13 protein-coding genes and 1 pseudogene are annotated in these 18,240 nt (G+C 69.8%); 8 read left to right on the top strand and 6 right to left on the bottom strand.

From position 1 onward, the window contains the following. The first annotated feature begins 300 nt into the window (after window positions 1-300). The 8 genes and pseudogenes from ACF09J_RS24575 (at window position 301) to ACF09J_RS24540 (ending at window position 11,517) form a co-directional block, all read left to right on the top strand. Window positions 301-504, top strand: a complete 204-nt coding sequence (locus tag ACF09J_RS24575) for a cold-shock protein (protein ID WP_392307579.1) — start codon at window positions 301-303, stop codon at window positions 502-504. A 601-nt stretch (window positions 505-1,105) separates the two neighbouring features. Next, window positions 1,106-2,398 carry an ABC transporter substrate-binding protein gene (locus ACF09J_RS24570; protein WP_392307578.1) on the top strand — a complete coding sequence of 431 codons (1,293 nt, stop codon included), beginning with the start codon at window positions 1,106-1,108 and terminating at the stop codon, window positions 2,396-2,398. Further along, window positions 2,395-3,363 carry a carbohydrate ABC transporter permease gene (locus ACF09J_RS24565; protein WP_392307577.1) on the top strand — a complete coding sequence of 323 codons (969 nt, stop codon included), beginning with the start codon at window positions 2,395-2,397 and terminating at the stop codon, window positions 3,361-3,363. The genes ACF09J_RS24570 and ACF09J_RS24565 overlap by 4 nt, the downstream gene beginning before the upstream one ends. Continuing rightward, window positions 3,360-4,187 (top strand): carbohydrate ABC transporter permease, encoded by an 828-nt coding sequence (locus tag ACF09J_RS24560; protein WP_392307576.1) that lies wholly within the window; start codon window positions 3,360-3,362, stop codon window positions 4,185-4,187. Before ACF09J_RS24565 ends, ACF09J_RS24560 begins: the two co-directional genes overlap by 4 nt. 11 nt (window positions 4,188-4,198) lie before the next feature. Continuing rightward, entirely contained in the window at window positions 4,199-6,487 is a 2,289-nt protein-coding gene (yicI, locus tag ACF09J_RS24555; protein ID WP_392307575.1) for an alpha-xylosidase, read from the top strand. A 31-nt stretch (window positions 6,488-6,518) separates the two neighbouring features. Next, complete coding sequence (locus tag ACF09J_RS24550; protein ID WP_392307574.1) at window positions 6,519-7,529, top strand: LacI family DNA-binding transcriptional regulator; 1,011 nt, start codon at window positions 6,519-6,521, stop codon at window positions 7,527-7,529. Window positions 7,530-7,569: 40 nt separating this feature from the next. Next, window positions 7,570-10,473 (top strand): glycoside hydrolase family 3 C-terminal domain-containing protein, encoded by a 2,904-nt coding sequence (locus tag ACF09J_RS24545; protein WP_392307573.1) that lies wholly within the window; start codon window positions 7,570-7,572, stop codon window positions 10,471-10,473. Window positions 10,474-10,618: 145 nt separating this feature from the next. Beyond that, window positions 10,619-11,517 (top strand): annotated as a pseudogene (locus ACF09J_RS24540) (MBL fold metallo-hydrolase). Window positions 11,518-11,572: 55 nt separating this feature from the next. Here ACF09J_RS24540 and ACF09J_RS24535 read toward each other — a convergent pair. The 6 genes from ACF09J_RS24535 to ACF09J_RS24510 form a co-directional block, all read right to left on the bottom strand. Continuing rightward, window positions 11,573-12,367 (bottom strand): carbon-nitrogen hydrolase family protein, encoded by a 795-nt coding sequence (locus tag ACF09J_RS24535; RefSeq protein ID WP_392307572.1) that lies wholly within the window; start codon window positions 12,365-12,367, stop codon window positions 11,573-11,575. Window positions 12,368-12,405: 38 nt separating this feature from the next. Beyond that, entirely contained in the window at window positions 12,406-13,458 is a 1,053-nt protein-coding gene (locus tag ACF09J_RS24530) for an MASE1 domain-containing protein (protein WP_392307571.1), read from the bottom strand. A gap of 111 nt (window positions 13,459-13,569) precedes the next feature. Continuing rightward, window positions 13,570-14,901 carry a PP2C family protein-serine/threonine phosphatase gene (locus tag ACF09J_RS24525; RefSeq protein WP_392307570.1) on the bottom strand — a complete coding sequence of 444 codons (1,332 nt, stop codon included), beginning with the start codon at window positions 14,899-14,901 and terminating at the stop codon, window positions 13,570-13,572. Beyond that, window positions 14,901-15,038 (bottom strand): hypothetical protein, encoded by a 138-nt coding sequence (locus tag ACF09J_RS24520; RefSeq protein ID WP_392307569.1) that lies wholly within the window; start codon window positions 15,036-15,038, stop codon window positions 14,901-14,903. Before ACF09J_RS24520 ends, ACF09J_RS24525 begins: the two co-directional genes overlap by 1 nt. 200 nt (window positions 15,039-15,238) lie before the next feature. After that, window positions 15,239-16,234, bottom strand: a complete 996-nt coding sequence (locus ACF09J_RS24515) for an amidohydrolase family protein (RefSeq protein WP_392307705.1) — start codon at window positions 16,232-16,234, stop codon at window positions 15,239-15,241. 130 nt (window positions 16,235-16,364) lie between these two features. Further along, on the bottom strand, window positions 16,365-17,984 hold the full coding sequence (locus ACF09J_RS24510) for an FAD-dependent oxidoreductase (protein ID WP_392307568.1): 1,620 nt from the start codon (window positions 17,982-17,984) through the stop codon (window positions 16,365-16,367). Between the last annotated feature and the right edge of the window lie 256 nt (window positions 17,985-18,240).

Genomic DNA, 18,240 nt, shown 5'->3' with positions numbered 1-18,240 from the left:
ACGAGACCCGCGCCAGGCTTTCCCTCCGGCTCCCATACACAAACTTATGGGGGGCAGTAAAGGATTTCGTATGGGAATGCCCTTCACGACCGCCGCGACGAGCGTTGGGCGCCACTCCCGACGCCTCGGCTCACCGGGCGCGGGTCTGCGCCTCACCGACGCTTGGACCGCTCATGCGCGTGTTCCGGACGGGTATCCCAGGCGGTCCGGGGTAGAACGGCTGGTGGCTCCTTTGTTACGGGAGCCGGAGGACGCCCGTGATCAAGGGCTGTCTCCAGGTATGGACGAAGGAATATCAGTATGGCCAGCGGCACCGTGAAGTGGTTCAACTCCGAGAAGGGCTATGGCTTCATCGCCCAGGACAACGGAGGCCCCGACGTCTTTGCCCACTACTCCGAGATCCAGGGCGCAGGCTACCGTGAGCTGACCGAGGGTGAGCATGTCACCTTTGACATCGGCCAGGGTCAGAAGGGCCCGCAGGCACAGAACATCGTCCGGGGCTGAGCGCTCACGATGATGCGAGGCGGGTTGCCGAACAGGCAACCCGCCTCTTTCGTGCGGCGAAAGGCGTGACGACCGGGTCCGGCCGCCAGGATGCCGGCCACCGCGCCCTCAGCAGTGGGCGTACCGCCGGCGGTGGCCGCGGAACTTCATCCACGCGAGCATCTGCGCACCGCGCTGGCGCTGTTCGAGGATCTCGGCGCCACCCCGTGGGCCGAGCGGGCCGCGCAGGAATTGCGCGCCGCCGGGGAGAGCGCCCGCCGGCGCGACGTCACGACCGCCACCGAGCTGACCCCGCAGGAACGCCAGGTCGCCGCCCTGGTCCGGCAGGGTGGGGCATCAGCTCCCGCGCCGAGCTCGCCGTGCTCGCACTCGACCTGTGACCGGCGTGGCCGCGCGGCGGGCCGCGGTCGGCGCCTCCTGAGCCGGGCGGAGGTGTCCGCCCGCAGGACGAATCCGAGCCGATTGGCGCCCACCCCATTGACGTGTCCGCCTCCTCCCCCTACCTTCCACCGTCGAAGCGCTTCGACGTCACGCATCGAAACGATTCGACGACGGCTGCGTGACGCTTGTGATCCCCATCCGACTCCCCTGGAGGCACGGGATGTTGACGGCACGAAGGCGTGTGGTGGCGACGGCGGCGGTCCTCACCGGATCCCTGCTCCTGGCCTCCTGCGGCGGCTCGGACGGCGGTTCCTCGGACGGCGGAACGCTCCGGCTGTGGCACTACGAGGGCCCGGACAGCGCGATGGGCGCCGCCTGGAACGAGGCCATCAAGGAGTTCGAGGCGCAACACCCGGGCGTGAAGGTGAAGTTCGAGGAGAAGGGCTTCGAACAGATCCAGAAGACCGCGCCCATGGTCCTCAACTCCTCCGACGCGCCCGACGTCATGGAGTACAACAAGGGCAACGCGACCGCGGGCCTGCTCTCCAAGCAGGGACTCCTCACCGATCTGACCCCCGAGGTCACCAAACGCGGCTGGGACAAGGAGCTCAGCGCGGGAGTGAAGACCACCAGCCAGTACGACACCGACGGCGTCATGGGTTCCGGCAAGTGGTACGGGATACCCAACTACGCCGAGTACACCATGGTCTTCTACAACAGGGACCTCTTCAAGAAGTACGGAGTCGCCGAGCCGAAGACCTTCGACGACCTCACCGCCGCCATGGACAAGTTCGTCGCCGAGGGCGTCACCCCGCTCGCCAACGCCGGCGCCGAGTACATGGCCCAGCAGTACCTGTACCAGCTCGCGCTGTCCAAGGCCGACCGCTCCTGGGTCGACTCGTACGAGCTCTACCAGGGCAGGACCGACTTCCACGACGCCGCCTGGACATACGGCGCCACCACCTTCGCCGACTGGGTGAAGAAGGGCTACATCAGCAAGACGTCCAGCGGCACCAAGGCCGAGGACGCGGGCGTCGCCTTCATCCAGGGCAAGAACCCCATCCTGTTCAGCGGCAGTTGGTGGTACGGCCGCTTCACCGCGGAGAACAAGTTCGACTGGGGCACCGTCCTGTGGCCCGGTTCCGACCTCACCCTCGGCTCCGGCGGCAACCTCTGGGTCGTCCCCCGGGGCGCCCGCAACAAGGAGCTCGCGTACGACTTCATCGACATCACCATGTCGAAGAAGATCCAGAACCTGCTGGGCAACAAGGGCGGCGTGCCCGTGGCGGCAGACCCGTCCGCCATCACCGACCCGCGGGCCAAGACCCTCATCGCCGACTTCAACACCCTCTCCGGCCGCGACGGCCTGGCCTTCTACCCCGACTGGCCCGTCCCCGGCTTCTACGACGTCCTCGTCTCCGAGACACAGAAGCTGATCACGGGCAGCGCGACACCGGACGCCTGTCTCGACGCGCTGCAGAAGGCGTACGACAAGGGTGCGCCGAAGCAATGACGGCCACCGTCGAACGGGGGTCGCGGGCCGTCGGCACGCACCGGCACGGCGGCCCGCGCCGCCCCCGCCCGGACCGGTCCTACGCCCTCTTCCTCCTCCCCGGTGCCCTCGCGTTCCTCGCCGCCGTCGTCGTCCCGTTCCTGATGAACACCGGCGTGAGCTTCACGGACTGGCAGGGGGTCGGCAGCCCCCGGTGGTCGGGGCTCGCCAACTACCGCGAGCTGATGGACGACTCGGAGTTCTGGGCGTCGTTCCGGCACAGCCTCTTCATGGTCGTCGCCATGGCGGTCGTACCGACGGTGCTCGGACTGGTTCTCGCCGCCGCGCTGTTCGACCACATCGGCAAGCACTTCGGCAGCCGGACGGCCACCGTCCTGCGCGCCTGTTTCTACCTCCCCCAGGTGCTTCCCATCGCGGTCGCCGGCATCGTCTGGAGCTGGATCCTCGCGCCCGACAACGGCAGCCTGAACGCGCTGCTGAAGGGGGTCGGACTCGGCTCCTGGCAGCAGGACTGGCTCGGCGACCCGGACATCGCCCTCTACAGCGTGATGGGGGTGATGGTGTGGGTGCAGATCGGCTTCCCGCTCGTCGTCTTCATGGCGGGGCTCCAGCGCGTCGACCCGCAGTTGTACGAGGCGGCCGAACTGGACGGCGCCGGCTGGTGGCGCCGCTTCTGGCACGTCACGCTGCCGCAGATCAGACCCGAGATCTCCGTCGTGCTCACCTGGTGCAGCATCGCCGCGCTCAAGGTCTTCGGCGCGGTGTACGTGCTCACCAAGGGCGGTCCGGGCGGCGCGACCGACGTCCCGTCGTACTTCTCCTTCACCACGTTCTTCGAGAAGACCCAGGTCGGTTACGGCGCCGCGATCTCCACGGTGCTGACCGTGATCATCATGCTGCTCTCGCTGATCGGCCTGAGACTCCAGACCCGGGCCGAGGACGCCGAGGAAGGAGTCCGCGCATGACGACGAGTGCCCTGCGCCGCTACCCCGTTCTCGTGGCCCTCTGCATCGCGGCCCTGTTCATGGTGGTGCCGTTCCTGATCGTCGCCGTCAACGCGGTCAAGTCACCGGCCGAGTACTCCCAGCACGGACCGCTGAGCCTGCCGAGGGGCCTGTACCTGGACGGCCTCAAGGACTTCTGGCAGCGCGTCGACTACGGCCAGAAGCTCGTCAACTCGGTGCTGATCAGCGGCTGTGTGGCGGTCCTGGCTGCGGCCCTGTCGATCCTCAACGCGTACGCGATCGGCATCGGCCGCGTCAAGGGCCGCACCTGGGTGCTGGCCTTCTTCGTCCTCGCCAACATGCTCCCGCAGGAGGCGCTGGTCTACCCGCTGTACTACCTGAGCAAGCAGGCCGGCCTCTACGACACCCGGCTGAGCGTGATCATCGTCTTCACGGTGCTCCAGGCCGCCTTCGGCACCTATCTGCTCTCCTCCGTGCTCGGGCGGTTCCCGCGCGAGATCATCGAGGCGGCCCGGATCGACGGGGCGAACAGGTGGCAGGTGCTGTGGCGGATCGTGGTCCCCGTCAGCCGCCCCACCATCGGCGTGCTGCTCGTCTTCTTCTTCATCTGGACCTGGAACGAGTTCCTGCTCCCCCTGGTCATGCTGATCTCCAACGACAACCAGACGGTGTCGGTCGCGCTCGGCGTCCTCCAGGGCCAACGCCTGATGGACGCCACGATGACCAACGCGGCGGCCCTGCTGGGTGTCCTGCCCGCTCTCGTCTTCTTCCTCGTCTTCCAGCGGACTCTCACCCGCGGCATCGCCGTGGGTGCCGTCAAGTAGGGAGTACACGCTTGAAGTTCACCGACGGCTACTGGCTGTTGCGCGAAGGCGTCAGGGCGGCCCACCCGGTCGAGGTCCTGGACGTGACCGCCTCTCCGGGAGCCCTGGAGATCCACGCGCCGACCCAGCCCATCCGCCACCGCGGGGACCTGCTGAAGGGACCGGTCGTGACCATCAGCGCCCACGCGCCGATGCCGAACGTCATCGGCCTCACCCTCACCCACTTCCAGGGCGAGCAGCCCCGAGGGCCGCGCTTCGAGGTGCGGCGGGACGACCTCCCGGGGCCCGAGGGACATCTCCCGGAAGGCGGCAGGGCGCAGGTCGAGTACGACGACGAGCACGCCACCCTGACGTCCGGGACCCTGTCGGTGCGTGTCGCCCGCACCGGCCCCTGGCACGTCGACTTCCTCGCCCACGGCCGCGTCCTCACCAGCAGCGGCCAGAAGGCCATGGGCATCATGCACGACGCCGCCGACGCCCACTACCTGCGGGAGCAACTGAGTCTGGGCATCGGCACCTCGGTGTACGGCCTCGGCGAACGCTTCGGGCCGCTCGTCAAGAACGGCCAGGTCGTGGACATGTGGAACGCCGACGGCGGCACAGCCACGGAACAGGCCTACAAGAACGCCCCGTTCTATCTGACGAACGCGGGATACGGCGTCTTCGTCGACCACCCGGGCAAGGTGTCCTTCGAGGTCGGCTCGGAGGCGGTGTCCCGGGTCCAGTTCAGCGTGGAGAGCCAGGAGTTGACGTACTACGTCATCCACGGGCCCACCCCGAAGGACATCCTGCGCACATACACGGCCCTCACCGGCCGCCCGGCGCTCCCGCCTGCCTGGTCGTTCGGCCTGTGGCTGTCCACCTCCTTCACCACCTCGTACGACGAGACCACCGTCACCTCCTTCATCGACGGCATGAGGGAACGCGAACTGCCCCTTTCCGTCTTCCACTTCGACTGCTTCTGGATGCGCGAGTTCAACTGGTGCGACTTCCGGTGGGATCCGCGGGTGTTCCCCGACCCGGAGGGAATGCTGGCCCGGCTGAAGGCCAAGGGCCTCCACATCTGCGTCTGGATCAACCCGTACATCGCGCAGCGCTCGCCCCTCTTCGCCGAGGGAAAGGCCCTGGGCCATCTGGTCGAAAGACGCGACGGCAGCGTGTGGCAGTGGGACCTGTGGCAGCCGGGCATGGCCCTCGTCGACTTCACCAGCCCGGCCGCCCGCGACTGGTACGCGTCCAAACTGGAGGCGCTGCTCGCACAGGGCGTGGACTGCTTCAAGACCGACTTCGGCGAGCGGATCCCGGTCGACGTGGCCTACGCGGACGGCTCGGACCCCGAGCGGATGCACAACTACTACACGTACCTGTACAACCGCACCGTCTTCGAGGTGCTGCGCAGGCACCGGGGCGAGGACGAGGCCGTCGTCTTCGCGCGCTCGGCGACCGCAGGCAGCCAGCGCTTCCCCGTGCACTGGGGCGGCGACTGCGAGGCCACCTACGAGTCGATGGCCGAGTCGCTGCGCGGCGGGCTCAGTCTCGGGCTGTCCGGATTCGGCTTCTGGAGCCACGACATCGGGGGCTTCGAGGGCACCCCGACCCCGGCCCTGTTCAAACGGTGGATCGCCTTCGGGCTGCTGTCCTCGCACAGCCGGCTGCACGGCTCTTCGTCGTACCGCGTGCCCTGGCTGTTCGACGAGGAGGCCGTGGACGTCCTCAGGCTGTTCACCCGCCTGAAGATGCGCCTCATGCCCTACCTGTACGAGGCCGCCCGCACCGCCCGCGCGGAGGGGGTGCCGATGATGCGGGCGATGGTGCTGGAGTTCCCGGACGACCCCGGGTGCGCGCATCTGGAGCGGCAGTACATGCTGGGGCCCGATCTGCTCGTCGCTCCGGTCTTCGACGACGGCGGGGACGTCTCGTACTACGTGCCCGAGGGCACGTGGACCCACTTCCTCGGCGGGCACACCGTGACGGGCCCGCGCTGGGTGCGCGAGCGGCACGGCTTCTCCAGCGTTCCGCTGCTCGTCAGGCCGGGTGCGGTGATCCCGGTGGGCGCGGTGGACGACCGGCCCGACTATCCCTACGCCGACGGGGTCACCCTGCGCGTGCACGAGCCGCGGAACGGGGCGCGGGTGAGCGTGCCGGTCGGGGACGTGACGTTCACCGTCGTCCGGGAGGGCGACACGCTGCGGGCCTCCAGCAGCGACCCCGCCGCACCCTGGGCACTGGCCTGCGGGGAGCGGATCGCGCGGGCGCCCGCAGGCACCGGATTCCTGTCGCTGGAGCTGAGGCCGGCCTGATGCTTCCTCCCCCGCTGGAGCTGGACTGACCATGGTGAAGATCACGGACGTGGCACGGCACGCGGGAGTCTCGCCGAGCACCGTCTCCTACGCCCTCAGCGGCAAGCGCCCCATCTCCGAGGAGACCCGGCGGCGCGTCGAGGCCTCCATCCGCGAGCTGGGCTACCGGCCGCACGCCGGCGCCCGGGCCCTGGCCAGCAGCAGGTCGAACGTCCTGGCGCTGGTCGTCCCGCTGCGCTCCGGCATCCACGTCCCGGTGGCCATGCGGTTCGCGGTGTCGGTGGTGACCACCGCGCGCAGGCACGACCACGACGTGCTGCTGCTCACCCAGGAGGAGGGCGACGAGGGGCTGCGCAGGGTCGCGGACACCGCCCTGGTGGACGCGCTGATCGTCATGGACGTACAACTGCGCGATCCGCGGCTGCCGTTGCTGCGGTCGCTCGACCGGCCCTCCGTGCTGATCGGGCTCCCCCCGGAGCCCGGGGGACTCACCTGCGTCGACCTCGACTTCAGGGCGGCGGGCGAGCTGTGCGTGGAGCGGCTGGCGGGGCTGGGGCACCGGGTCGTCGCGCTGGTCGGGTCGCCGCCCGAGGTGTACGTGCGGGAGACGGCGTTCGCCCAGCGGGTGGTCCAGGGGTTCACGGCCGCCGCCGACCGCAACGGGCTCTCGTGCTCCGTCCACCCGTGCGAGGCCACGCCCGCCGCCGCCCGCCGCATCGCCGAGCAACTGCTGTGCGAGCAACCCGCGCTGACCGGGGTGGTCGTGCACAACGAGGCGGTCCTGGAGCCGCTCATCGACGCCTTCGAGCAGCTCGGACTGCGTGTCCCCGGCGATCTGTCCGTCACCGCGATCTGCCCGGACGAGCTCGCCGCATCCCTCCGCGTCCCCGTCACCTCGGTCGCCCTGCCGTCCGCCGAACTGGGCGCGCTAGCCGTGGAGTTGCTCATGAAGAAGCTGGACGGCACGGCCGTACCCGAGGCGACGCTGCTGCCGCCCCGGCTGACGGAACGCGCGAGCACGAAGCCGCGCGACGTCCCCTGAAGTCCCTCATCCGCAAGGCACTTGCCGAAGGAGCCGTGACATGAAAGGCACCAGAGGAAGACGCAGAACCACCCTCGCCGTGGCGCTCGCCCTGATCGCGGGTCTCTGCGCCAACGCTCCCGCCCACGCCGACGACCCCGTACACCCCTTCCGCGACCCGCGCCTGCCCGTCGACCGGCGCGTCGACGACCTGCTCTCCCGGCTGACCCCCGACGAGAAGATCTCCCTCCTCCACCAGTACGAGCCCGCGATCCCACGCCTCGGCATCCAGGAGTTCCGCACCGGCACCGAGGCCCTGCACGGCGTGGCCTGGCTCGGCAGGACGACCGTGTTCCCGCAGGCGATCGGGCTCGCCTCCACCTGGGACCCGGAGCTGATCCGGCAAGTCGGCTCGGCGGTCGGCGACGAGGCGCGCGGTTTCCAGCGGGAGCGCCCGGCCGGCTGGGGCCTCAACCTGTGGGCGCCCGTGGTGAATCTGCTGCGCGACCCGCGCTGGGGCCGCAACGAGGAGGGCTACTCCGAGGATCCCCACCTCACCGGCTCGATCTCCACCGCGTACGGCACCGGTCTGACCGGCGGCGACCCGGACCACCTCAAGACGGCTCCCACACTCAAGCACTTCCTCGCCAACAACAACGAGTACCAGCGCGACACCACGTCCTCCGAGCTGCGCCCGCGCGTGCTGAAGGAGTACGACGAGCAGGCCTTCAGGCCCGCGATCGAGGCGGACGCGGCAACCGGGGTGATGTCCTCCTACAACCTCGTCAACGGCCGCCCCGACACGGTGGACCCGGCCCTGAACGACACCGTGCGCACCTGGACCTCCCGGGATCTGCTGAACGTGACGGACGCCTTCGCGCCCGGCAACCTGACAGGCAGCCAGGGCTACTACGGCACCCAGGCGGAGGCGGACGCGGCGGCGCTGAAGGCGGGCATCGACAGCTTCACCGACAACGACGCCGATCCCGGCCCGACCACGGCGGCGGTCAAGTCGGCACTGGCCGACGGGCTGTTGAAGCCCTCGGACATCGACACGGCCGTCCGGCACATCCTGAGCGTCCGCGTCCGGCTCGGCGAGTTCGACCCGGGCGGCGGCAGATACGGAGCGATCGACGCGTCCGTCATCGACAGCCCCGCGCACCGGAAGCTGGCGCGCACGGCGGCGACCGAGGCGGCGGTGCTCCTGAAGAACGACGGCACGCTGCCGCTGAGGAAGTCCTCCAGCGCCGCCGTGGTCGGCCCGCTCGCCGACACCCTCTACACCGACTGGTACTCCGGCACCCTCCCCTACGCGGTCACGCCGAAGGACGGCATCGCGGCCAGGCTCGGCACCCCGGTGGCGAGCAGCGAGGGTGTGGACCGGATCGCGCTGAAGGACACGGCGACCGGGAAGTACGTGACGGCGGGGACGGGCGAGGCGGGCGCGGCCCTGAAGGAGACCACGGACTCCGGTGTGCGCGCACAGTTCGACGTGTTCGACTGGGGTTCGGGCATCGTCACCCTGCGCTCGGCGGCCAACGGCAGGTACGTCGGCTACAACTGGTCGGGATTCGTCAACGACCAGACACAGCCCAACGGCTGGTTCGTGCAGCAGCAGTTCGAGCTGGAGCGGCAGGCCGACGGGACGTACCTGCTGCGGTACGCGGGGTACGAGACCGGCGAGTCCTGGTGGTCGGATCCGGTCTACCTCGGCCCGACCGACGCGGACGGCACGCTCGGCCTCGTACCGAAGGACCGGGCCGCGCACTACACGAAGGACGTGGTCCGCAGCGGCGTCGACGAGGCGGTCGCCGCGGTCAGGGGCAAGGGCACGGCCGTGATCGTGGTCGGCTCGATGCCGGCGATCAACGGTCGCGAGGCGCACGACCGCACGGACATGGGCCTGGCTCCTTCCCAGGAAGCCCTGGTCAGGGCAGTCCTCCGGGCCAACCCACGGACCGTGGTGGTCGTCGAGAACAGCTACCCCACCACCCTCGGGGCCCTGCACGAGGACGTCCCGGCCCTGCTCTGGACCACGCACGCGGGCCAGGAGACGGGCAACGCCCTCGCCGACCTCCTGTACGGCGACGCGAACCCGGCGGGCCGCCTCACCCAGACCTGGTACCGGTCCGCGTCCGACCTGCCCTCCGTCCTCGACTACGACATCATCAAGTCCGACCGCACGTACCAGTACTTCAAGGGCCGGCCGCTGTACCCGTTCGGCTACGGCCTGTCGTACACGACGTTCCGCTACGGCGGGCTGAAGCGGGTCCCGGACGGCTACGAGGTGGCGGTGACGAACACGGGACCGCGGGCCGGCGACGAGGTGGTCCAGCTCTACGTGCACCAGCGGAGCTCCCGCGACAAGCAGCCGCTGAAGCAGCTCAAGGCGTACGCGCGGGTGTCCCTGAAGCCGGGCGGGACGAAGACGGTACGGCTGAAGCTGGCGACGTCGGATCTCGCGCACTGGGACGTCACACGCTCGAAGTGGGTGGTGGAGACGGGGACGTACGACGTGATGGCCGGCACGTCGTCGGCGGACATCCGGGCGCGTACGTCGCTGAGGGTCGAGGGCGAGAAGATCCCGCCCCGGGACCTCCGCAAGGCGACACGGGCCGAGAACTTCGACGACTACCGCGCGATCAGCCTGGTGGACGAGTCGAAGGCAAGGGGAACGGCGGTGGCCGCGACGGCGGACGGGGCATGGCTGAGGTTCTCGGACACGCAACTGGGCTCCGGTGCTTCGCGGCTGACCGCCCGACTGGCAGGGGCGTCCGGCACGCTCGAGGTGCGCATCGGCTCCCCCGGCGGGAGGCTCGTCGGTACGGCGCGCTTCGACGGCACATCGTCCCCGTACACGTACGGGACGGTGACGGCGCCGCTGGCGGCGGGCGCGAAAGGCCGTGCGGACGTCTACCTGGTGCTGAGCAAGGGTCTGCGTCTGTCGGCGTTCAGCCTGCGCTGAGTGCGCACGCGGGTGCTGTGGGAGGGGCCGTCCGTGGCGGCTGCCGCGGGCCGAGCGGCGGCCGCCCCGCCCTGGCGGCCTCCACGTCAGCCAGGGCCTGGAGCCGCCGATGGCGCCCGCGTCGTCCGGCACGCAGGCTGGGGACATGGACATCATGGCGCTCGGAGACGTGGAGATCACCCGTGTGGTGGAGCTGCCTGCCGAAGGCCGCGCCCGCGACCACGTCTTCCCCGACGTGCCCGTCGAGCACTGGCGGGCGCACGAGGACTGGCTCACTCCCACCTTCCTGGACCCTGCCGCCGACGAGGTCCACATGATGATCCAGACCTGGATGCTCCGCAGCGGGGGCCGGACGATCCTGATCGACACCGGGATCGGCAACGACCGGGAGCGCCCGGCCATGCCGTCCTTCCACCAGCTGCACACCAACTACCTCGGAGAGCTGGCCGCGGCAGGCGTCCGCCCGCAGGACGTGGACACGGTGATCTGCACCCATGTCCACGGCGACCACGTCGGCTGGAACACCTGCCTGACCGACGACGGAGAGTGGCGACCGACCTTCCCCAACGCCCAGTACGTCATCTCGCGAGCGGACTTCGACTACTGGAATCCGGCCAACGGCCACCGGACCCGCTCCGGCCGCCGGATGGCCAACGTCTTCGAGGACAGCGTCGCCCCGTGCACCAGGCGGGACAGACCGTGCTGTGGGAGGGCGACCACTACGACATCGACTCCCGGCTCCGTCTCGAGCCCGCCCCCGGCCATACGCCCGGTTCGTCCGTCGTACGGCTGCGGTCGGGCACGGAACGCGCGGTGTTCGCCGGGGACCTGGTGCACAGCCCGCTGCAGATCGCGGAGCCGGACGACTGCCCCACCTTCGACGAGGACGAACCCCGCGCACGGCACAGCCGGCGCCGGGTGCTGGGGGAGGCCGCGGACCGGGGCGCCCTGCTGTTCCCCGCGCATTTCCCCGGGCCGGGCGCAGCCGAAGTGCGACGCGTCGGCGACCGTTTCGCGGTGAAGGAGTGGGCGGCGTGGCGGTGAGGACGAGTCCGGGTGACTCCGCGGCCTGCCGACCGGCCCCGGTCCGGCCGGCCCCTCAGCCGAAGACGACCCGGAACCTCCGGTTCTCCAGGCTGGGGTTCTCGGCGCGGACGGCCTCCACCCGCGCGGCATCGACGACGGCCGACGCCACCCCGGGAGTCTCGCCCGCCAACGCTGCCACGTGGCCCATCGGGTCCACGATGAGGCTCCGGCCCGTGCTGTGGGGGCCGGTCTGTCCGCAGGCCAGGACGTAGGCGGTGTTCTCGATCGCCCGGGCGCGGACGAGCGTGGTCCAGTGTTCCTCCTTGGCCGGCCCGGCCATCCAGGCGGCGGGGAGGACGAGTGCCGTGGTACCCGCGTCGATCAGGAACCGGGCCATTTCCGGGAACCGGAGGTCGTAGCAGGTCATGACGCCGAAGGTGACCCCTTCCAGGTTGAAGAGCAGCGGGGAGGGCGCATGGGCCTGGAGGCGGGCCGACTCGCGGTACCCGAAGGCGTCGTAGAGGTGGACCTTGCGGTACACCCCGAGCGGATCGCCCTTCTGGTCCACCGCGAGAACGGTGTTGCTGGGCCGCTCGCCGTCGGCTGCCGGCGTCTCCGTCATGCCCGCCACGACGGTGACGCTGTGCCGCTTGGCCAGCGTGCCGATCGCGGTGGCGAACGGACCGTCGATCCGCTCGGTGTGCGAGGCGATGTCCGCCTCGGGGTCGGGGTCGGAGTACATGGCGTTCTCGGGCAGGACGACGAGCTGCGCCCCCTGGGCGGCCGCCTGCCCGATCAGGTCCGCGGCGGCCTCGAGGTTGGCGGTCTTGTCGGTGGTGGCGCTGAACTGGCCGACGCTGGTGAGCATGCTCTGTCTCCTGACGGTGCTGGTGGGCCCCGGGTTGATCACGACGCTCGGGTCTGTCCGCCGTCCTCTTCGCCGTCGCTCCGGGTGTAGGGAAGCGCCGGCGGGCCGCCTGTGTCCGGCGCGATTCTCGCCACCATTTCGGAGAGTCGCCTGCAGGCCTCTTCGATCTTCTCCTGGGTCTGGTTCCGCTCAGTGATGGCCGCGGCGAGCAGCAGCGCTGTCAGCGCGGCGGCGCCGTTGAACACCTGCAGTGAAATCACGTTGGTGAGCAGAGCGTGACCGGCGAACGGGCCTGTCCTGCGGGTGGCGGCGAGGATGGCAAAGGTGGACACGGCCAGCGCGCAGGGCGCGGCTCCCGCACGCTGGAAGCGGAAGGCTGCCCAGGTCAGCAGCGGGAAGCCGAGGAAAAGCAGCGGTGCGGCGGAGGTTTGGAAGAAACCGACACCGATGGTTGCCACGACGAGCAGCGATCCCTCCACCCACCGGGATGGTGGTATGTCCTTCGGCCAGTGCGCCGAGCGGAGGGCGAGCAGCAGCGGCGCGACCAGCAGGACGCCCATGGCATCGCCGGTCCACCAGACCCACCACGTGAGCCAGAACCCGCCGGCGGGCAGCGCCTGAGCAACGTTCAGGGTGCTGCTGCCCACGGTCGGGCTGACGAGCATGCCGGTGAACGCGCCGAGGAAGACCAGCGCGAGCGCGTCCCGCAGGCGGTCCATCTGATTGCGGAACCCGGCGCAGCGAAGGAGCGCGTAGGAACAGAGGGGCGCAAGGGTGTTGCCGGTCGTGATCACGAGGATGGCGGGGGTCGACGGCCCGAGGGAGATGTTGACCAGGAAGGCACCGAGTGCGATCCCGGGCCAGACCCGCAGGCCGATGAGGAGCAGGCCGGCCAGGGCGATGCCGGTCGGAGGCCACAGCGGCGTGACCTGGCCGCGCACGAGCTCCTGGAGCAGTCCCAGCTTGCCGAAGGCGTAATACAGCGCGGCGACGGCACCGATCTGCAGGGCCGCCACGCCACCGCGCCGGAGCTTGTCGCGGCTCGCAACAGTCATCGCGCCGTCTTTCCCTCGGCTGTGCTCCTCGTCCATCGTGCGCTGCCCCTCCCGGGTCCGCGACACCACCGCTCATCGTCCCGGCAGAGCACCTTGCGAAGGCTCACACAGGGATCTACCTCTCGGCCGCAGTGGGTCGGTGCGCCTTCAGTGCGGGGTGCGCAGGGCGAGGATGGCCATGTCGTCGTGCGCGTCGCTGGGGTGGTGATCGGCCAGGGCCCGCACGAAGTCCTGCAGGGGCAGGGCCGCGTAGGAGGTGGCGAGTTCGGCGAGTTCGTTCAGGCTCTCGTCGATGGGGTGGTCGGGGTGTTCGATGAGGCCGTCGGTGAAGAAGACCACGGTGGTGTCCGGGGGCAGGGGGTGGGTGTGGTCGGGGCGGGGCTGCCCGACGTCCACGTTCAGTGGAAGTCCGGGTTCCGTGAACAGGTATTCCGCCCGGCCGCCGGGGGCGATCAGCAAGGGGGGAACGTGACCTGCGGAGCTCCAGTGCAGCCTCCAGGCGGCCCCCGCTGGTTCGATGCGCGCCAGGCTGGTGGTGGTGACGGGGTTGTCGGTGATGGCCTCCAGGGTCCGGTCGAGCTGGGCGAGGACCGCGCTGGGCGGAGTGCGCAGGGTGAACAGGAGGGCGCGCAGCATGTTGCGGGTGGAGGCCATGGCGGCGGCGGCATGCAGATCGTGACCGACCACGTCGCCGATGACAGCGGCCACCGCGCCGTCCGGAAGCAGGATGGCGTCGTACCAGTCGCCGCCCAGATGGTGGGGTTGGGCGGCGGGCCGGTAGATGGCGGCGGCGTCGAAGGGCCGCATGTCGGGCAGTGTCGGCAGCAGACGCCGCTGGAACTGTTCGGATCCGGTACGGACCTGTTCGAAGAGGCGGACGTTGTCAATGGCGATACCCGCGGCGCTGGCGAGGGCGACGACGATGCCCTCGTCGCGGGAGTCGAAGGGCTGTCCGTCGTGTCGCTCGGAGAGGAAGAGGTCGCCGTAGATTTTGCCGCGGACGCTGACGGCGACGCCCAGCAGGGTCCGCATGGGCGGGTGACCGGGCGGCAGGCCGACCGAGGACGGATGGGAGCAGATGTCGTCCAGCCGCAAGGGCTCGGGGTGGCGGATCAGATGTCCGAGCACGCCCAGACCGCGAGGGAACCCCGCCTCGGCCAAGGCCGACCGTTCCTGCTCGGACAGGCCGACGGTGATGAACTGCTCCAGGAACTCGCCGGACTCGTCGAGCACGCCCAGAGCCCCGTAGCGGGCGCCGACCAGGTCCATGGCGGTCGTCACGATACGGTGCAGTACCGCGGGCAGCTCCACCTCCCGGGTGATGGCCACCACCGCCTCCAGCAGGCCCTGGACCCGGTGCTTGGCGCCGGCGAGAGCGCGCAGCTGCTCATCGATCCGGCCCAGCTCGGCGTCCAGACGCGCCAGCGGGTCAGGGCGGGGCAGCCGCTCCGCCCCTCCCTCGTGCCTGCCCGCGGCCATCACGATCGCCTGCTGGACCGGTGCTCACTCCGGGGGATCTTCAACCGGTAGGAGTCAGCCCCGGTCCGGATCAGCGTGCCCTTGTACCTGAGCCGGCCGATCAGCAGATCCCTGGGGGCGGTCTTCGCGGAGCTCATGCGCTCGTGCCCTTCTTCCAGGTGGTGCTGGTGACCGGCTTCGGCGACTGGTGCCGTCGTGACCGCCGTGGACGGCGGCTGCCAGGGCAACGGCAGCACCTCGCACAGCAAACGGCCGCCCTCATGTTCACCAACTTTAGTCTTCGCAGCCGGCGAACAGGTCTGATGAGTGGCTGTACGAAGCCGCCGCGGGTTCGCCGCTAGCGACCGGTGGCCAGTGCCGGAAGAAGACGGCACGCGTTGTCGCGGTTGATGCAGCGCCGCTGCCGTTCGTCGAGAGCGGGGTCGTCGTCGAGCGCGGGGGCGGTGACATCCGTGACCAGATGGGTCGGGGTGGGGGGCCAGTCACTGCCGTAGAGGATGCGGGAGGGGTCCACGGTGGACAGCAGACTCGGTGTGGACGACGGGGACATGGGGCCGGCCGTGTCGTAGTAGAAGCGGTGCAGGTAGTCACGGACCCGGGCGCGTTCCACCTTGGGCGTCAGGAAGTCGCTGAACACCTCCACGCGGCCGGCGATGTACGGCAGGAAACCGCCTCCGTGCGGGAGGATGAACGTCAGGTTCGGGTAGCGGTCCAAGGTCCCGTTGAGGATGAGGCTGATCGCCGCGCGTGTGGTGTCCATCAGGAAGTCGCACAGGAACGGCGGTACGCCCTCCAGCTCCGCGCCGCCGCCGGGGACGTCCATCGGGTGCGTACTGACGACGGCCGAGCGCTCGTTCAGCTCCGCCAGGATCCTGTCCTGGTCGGGATGGCCGAGGTAGACACCCTTGACGCTGGTGCGCACGCTGACGCCGACGGCACCGAGTTCGTCCATTCCATGGGTGAGCGACCACATCGACAGGTCAGGGCTGTCGAGGAACAGCGGGGTGTAGAAGGCGAAGCGGCCGGGATGGCTTCCGACGAGGTCGCTCGCGGCTTGCAGGGCGACATGGGCGCTTTCCTTGCGCACCTTCGGATCCTGCAGGCGGCCCAGCATCGCCACGGTGAACACGCTGGTCCGGATGCCCGCCTTGTCCATCATCCCGAGAGCCGTGCCGAGGTCCCACTGGGTCCACCTCGGCAGGTTCCGCCGATCGACGATCTCTTGTCTCTCCGCCCAGTCGAGCCATTCCGGCGCGGTGTAGTGGTGGTGTACGTCCACACGCTCCCGGCGTGCGTCGCCCTCCCCCGCCTCCGCCGGCCCGCTGTTGGCCATGCCGGCCGGGGCCGTACCCGCGGCCGTCTGTATGTCTGTCATGGACAGGCTCCCGTTTCTGTGGTGACACCGGTAACAGCCGAGAAGTCGATCCTGCGAGGAGGCTCCCTCCACCGGGCCGCGGTGGCGTTCAGCGCCCGAGGACCTGGAGAAGGGCGCCGGTCAGTTCCTTTTCCATGTCCGCCGTCTCGGCCTCGGCCCGCCAGGCCACGAAGCCGTCGGGCCGTACGAGGACCGCGCCGTCCCGTCCGACCCCGTGCGCCGAGGACCAGTCCGCGTCGCCGCCGGTGTCCAGGTCGTACTCGGCCCCGTCGCCGATGGAGTAGACGTCGAGCGGTACGTTGAGCCGCGCGCCCGCGGTGCGGGCCGCGGTGTGCCAGCCGGGACCCCCGCAGAGCAGGACGAAGGAGCGCTCGTACAGGTCGACGGTGGAAACCGTCTCCCCGTCGCGGGTGACCCACAGATGCGGTGCGCGGCTTCCGGGCTCGCCGTTCAGGGACAGGACGTCGGGGATGACGGGGCCGTCCGCGTCCGCGCCCACCACCGCCCGCGAGGCATAGCGGTAGCCCAGCGCCACGGTCATCAGGTCCGCGGTGTCGTTCGACGACGTCCTGGCGGAATAGCCGGGGTGCTGTTCGCGAGCCGCCTGAACGGTCGCCCGCGCGCTGGTGGCCTGTGCCACCGGGCGGCGCTCGGCCTCATAGCTGTCCAGCAGCGTCGGGTCCGCCCAGCCCCGGAGGACCCCGGAGATCTTCCAGGCAAGGTTGTGCGCGTCCTGGATACCGGTGTTGGATCCGAACGCCCCGGTCGGCGGCATCTCGTGAGCGGAGTCACCGATGAGGAAGACACGTCCGTCCCGATAGCTGTTCGCCACCCGGTCCGCCGCATGCCACGGTGCTCTCCCGGTGATCTCGACGTCCAGATCGCGCACCCCGGCCGCTGCCCGGATGTGGTCGGTGATCCGGGCATCGGTGAAGTGCTCCAGCGTCTGTCCGCGCTCCGGGAACCAGGGCACGTGGAAAACCCACTGCTCCTCGTTGTCCACGGGCAGCAGCACGCCTTCGCCGGTGGGGTCGGTGACGTAGCAGACGACGAACTTCTGCTCTCCCGCGACCTCGCGCAGCAGTTTGCTGCGGAAGGTGACGCTGACGTTGTGGAACAGATCTCCCGATCCCGAGTGCTCGATCCCGAGCCGCTGGCGGACGGGGCTGCGGGGGCCGTCGGCGGCGAGCAGGTAGTCCGACCTCACCGTGTACGTCTCACCGGTGTCCCTGGTCTGCAGAACGGCCTGCACCCCGTCGTCGTCCTGGCTGAAGGACAGCAGTTCCGTGCCGAACCGCACGTCCCCGCCCAGCTCCCGGGCGCCTTTCAGCAGTACCGGTTCCAGATCGTTCTGGCTGCAGGCGCAACGCATCGTCGAGCACAGGTCCGCCTCGGGCGGCCTGCCCGTGATCCGCGCCGAGAGCCATCGCCGGTTCGTGCCGCGCAGGGTGTCGACCTGGAGGATTCCGTGGTTCTTCGACAGCATGGTCGCGGCCTGCCGGATCTGCGGCTCGAGGCCGGCCGTCCGGAACAGCTCCATGGTCCGCATGTTGTTGCCGCGGCCGCGCGGATGCGCCGACGTGGCGGCATGGCGCTCGACGACACAGTGCTGGATGCCCAGGCGTCCGAGGAACACGGAGGCGGACAGGCCCACGAGTGAGCCCCCCACGACCAGGACGGGCACATACTCGTTGCCGCGATCGTTCATCGCGTTCTCCTCCGGGATCAGCTTCTCCGCAGCACGGTGGCCGGTGGGTTCCGTGGCTGGCTCTCAGTTTTTTTGCCATGCGCGGCGAGCCGATAAGCAGCGATCACCCGAACAGAGGCACATCCGCCCCGCCGCGGCCTGTACAAGGGCCCGACGACCGTGCGAGGGGCGCGTGGGTGCGATCGGGCGAATCGCGTTTACGTACGGGATCCGGCCGGGGACCGGTGGATCGTAAGTCGCACATCTGCTGTCCCGT

This window comes from Streptomyces sp. NPDC014889, from assembly GCF_043081205.1.
In the GTDB taxonomy this organism is placed as follows: Bacteria; Actinomycetota; Actinomycetes; order Streptomycetales; family Streptomycetaceae; genus Streptomyces.
The sequence above is the reverse complement of the archived record's forward strand: the minus strand, read 5'-3'. Positions and strand labels throughout refer to the sequence as shown.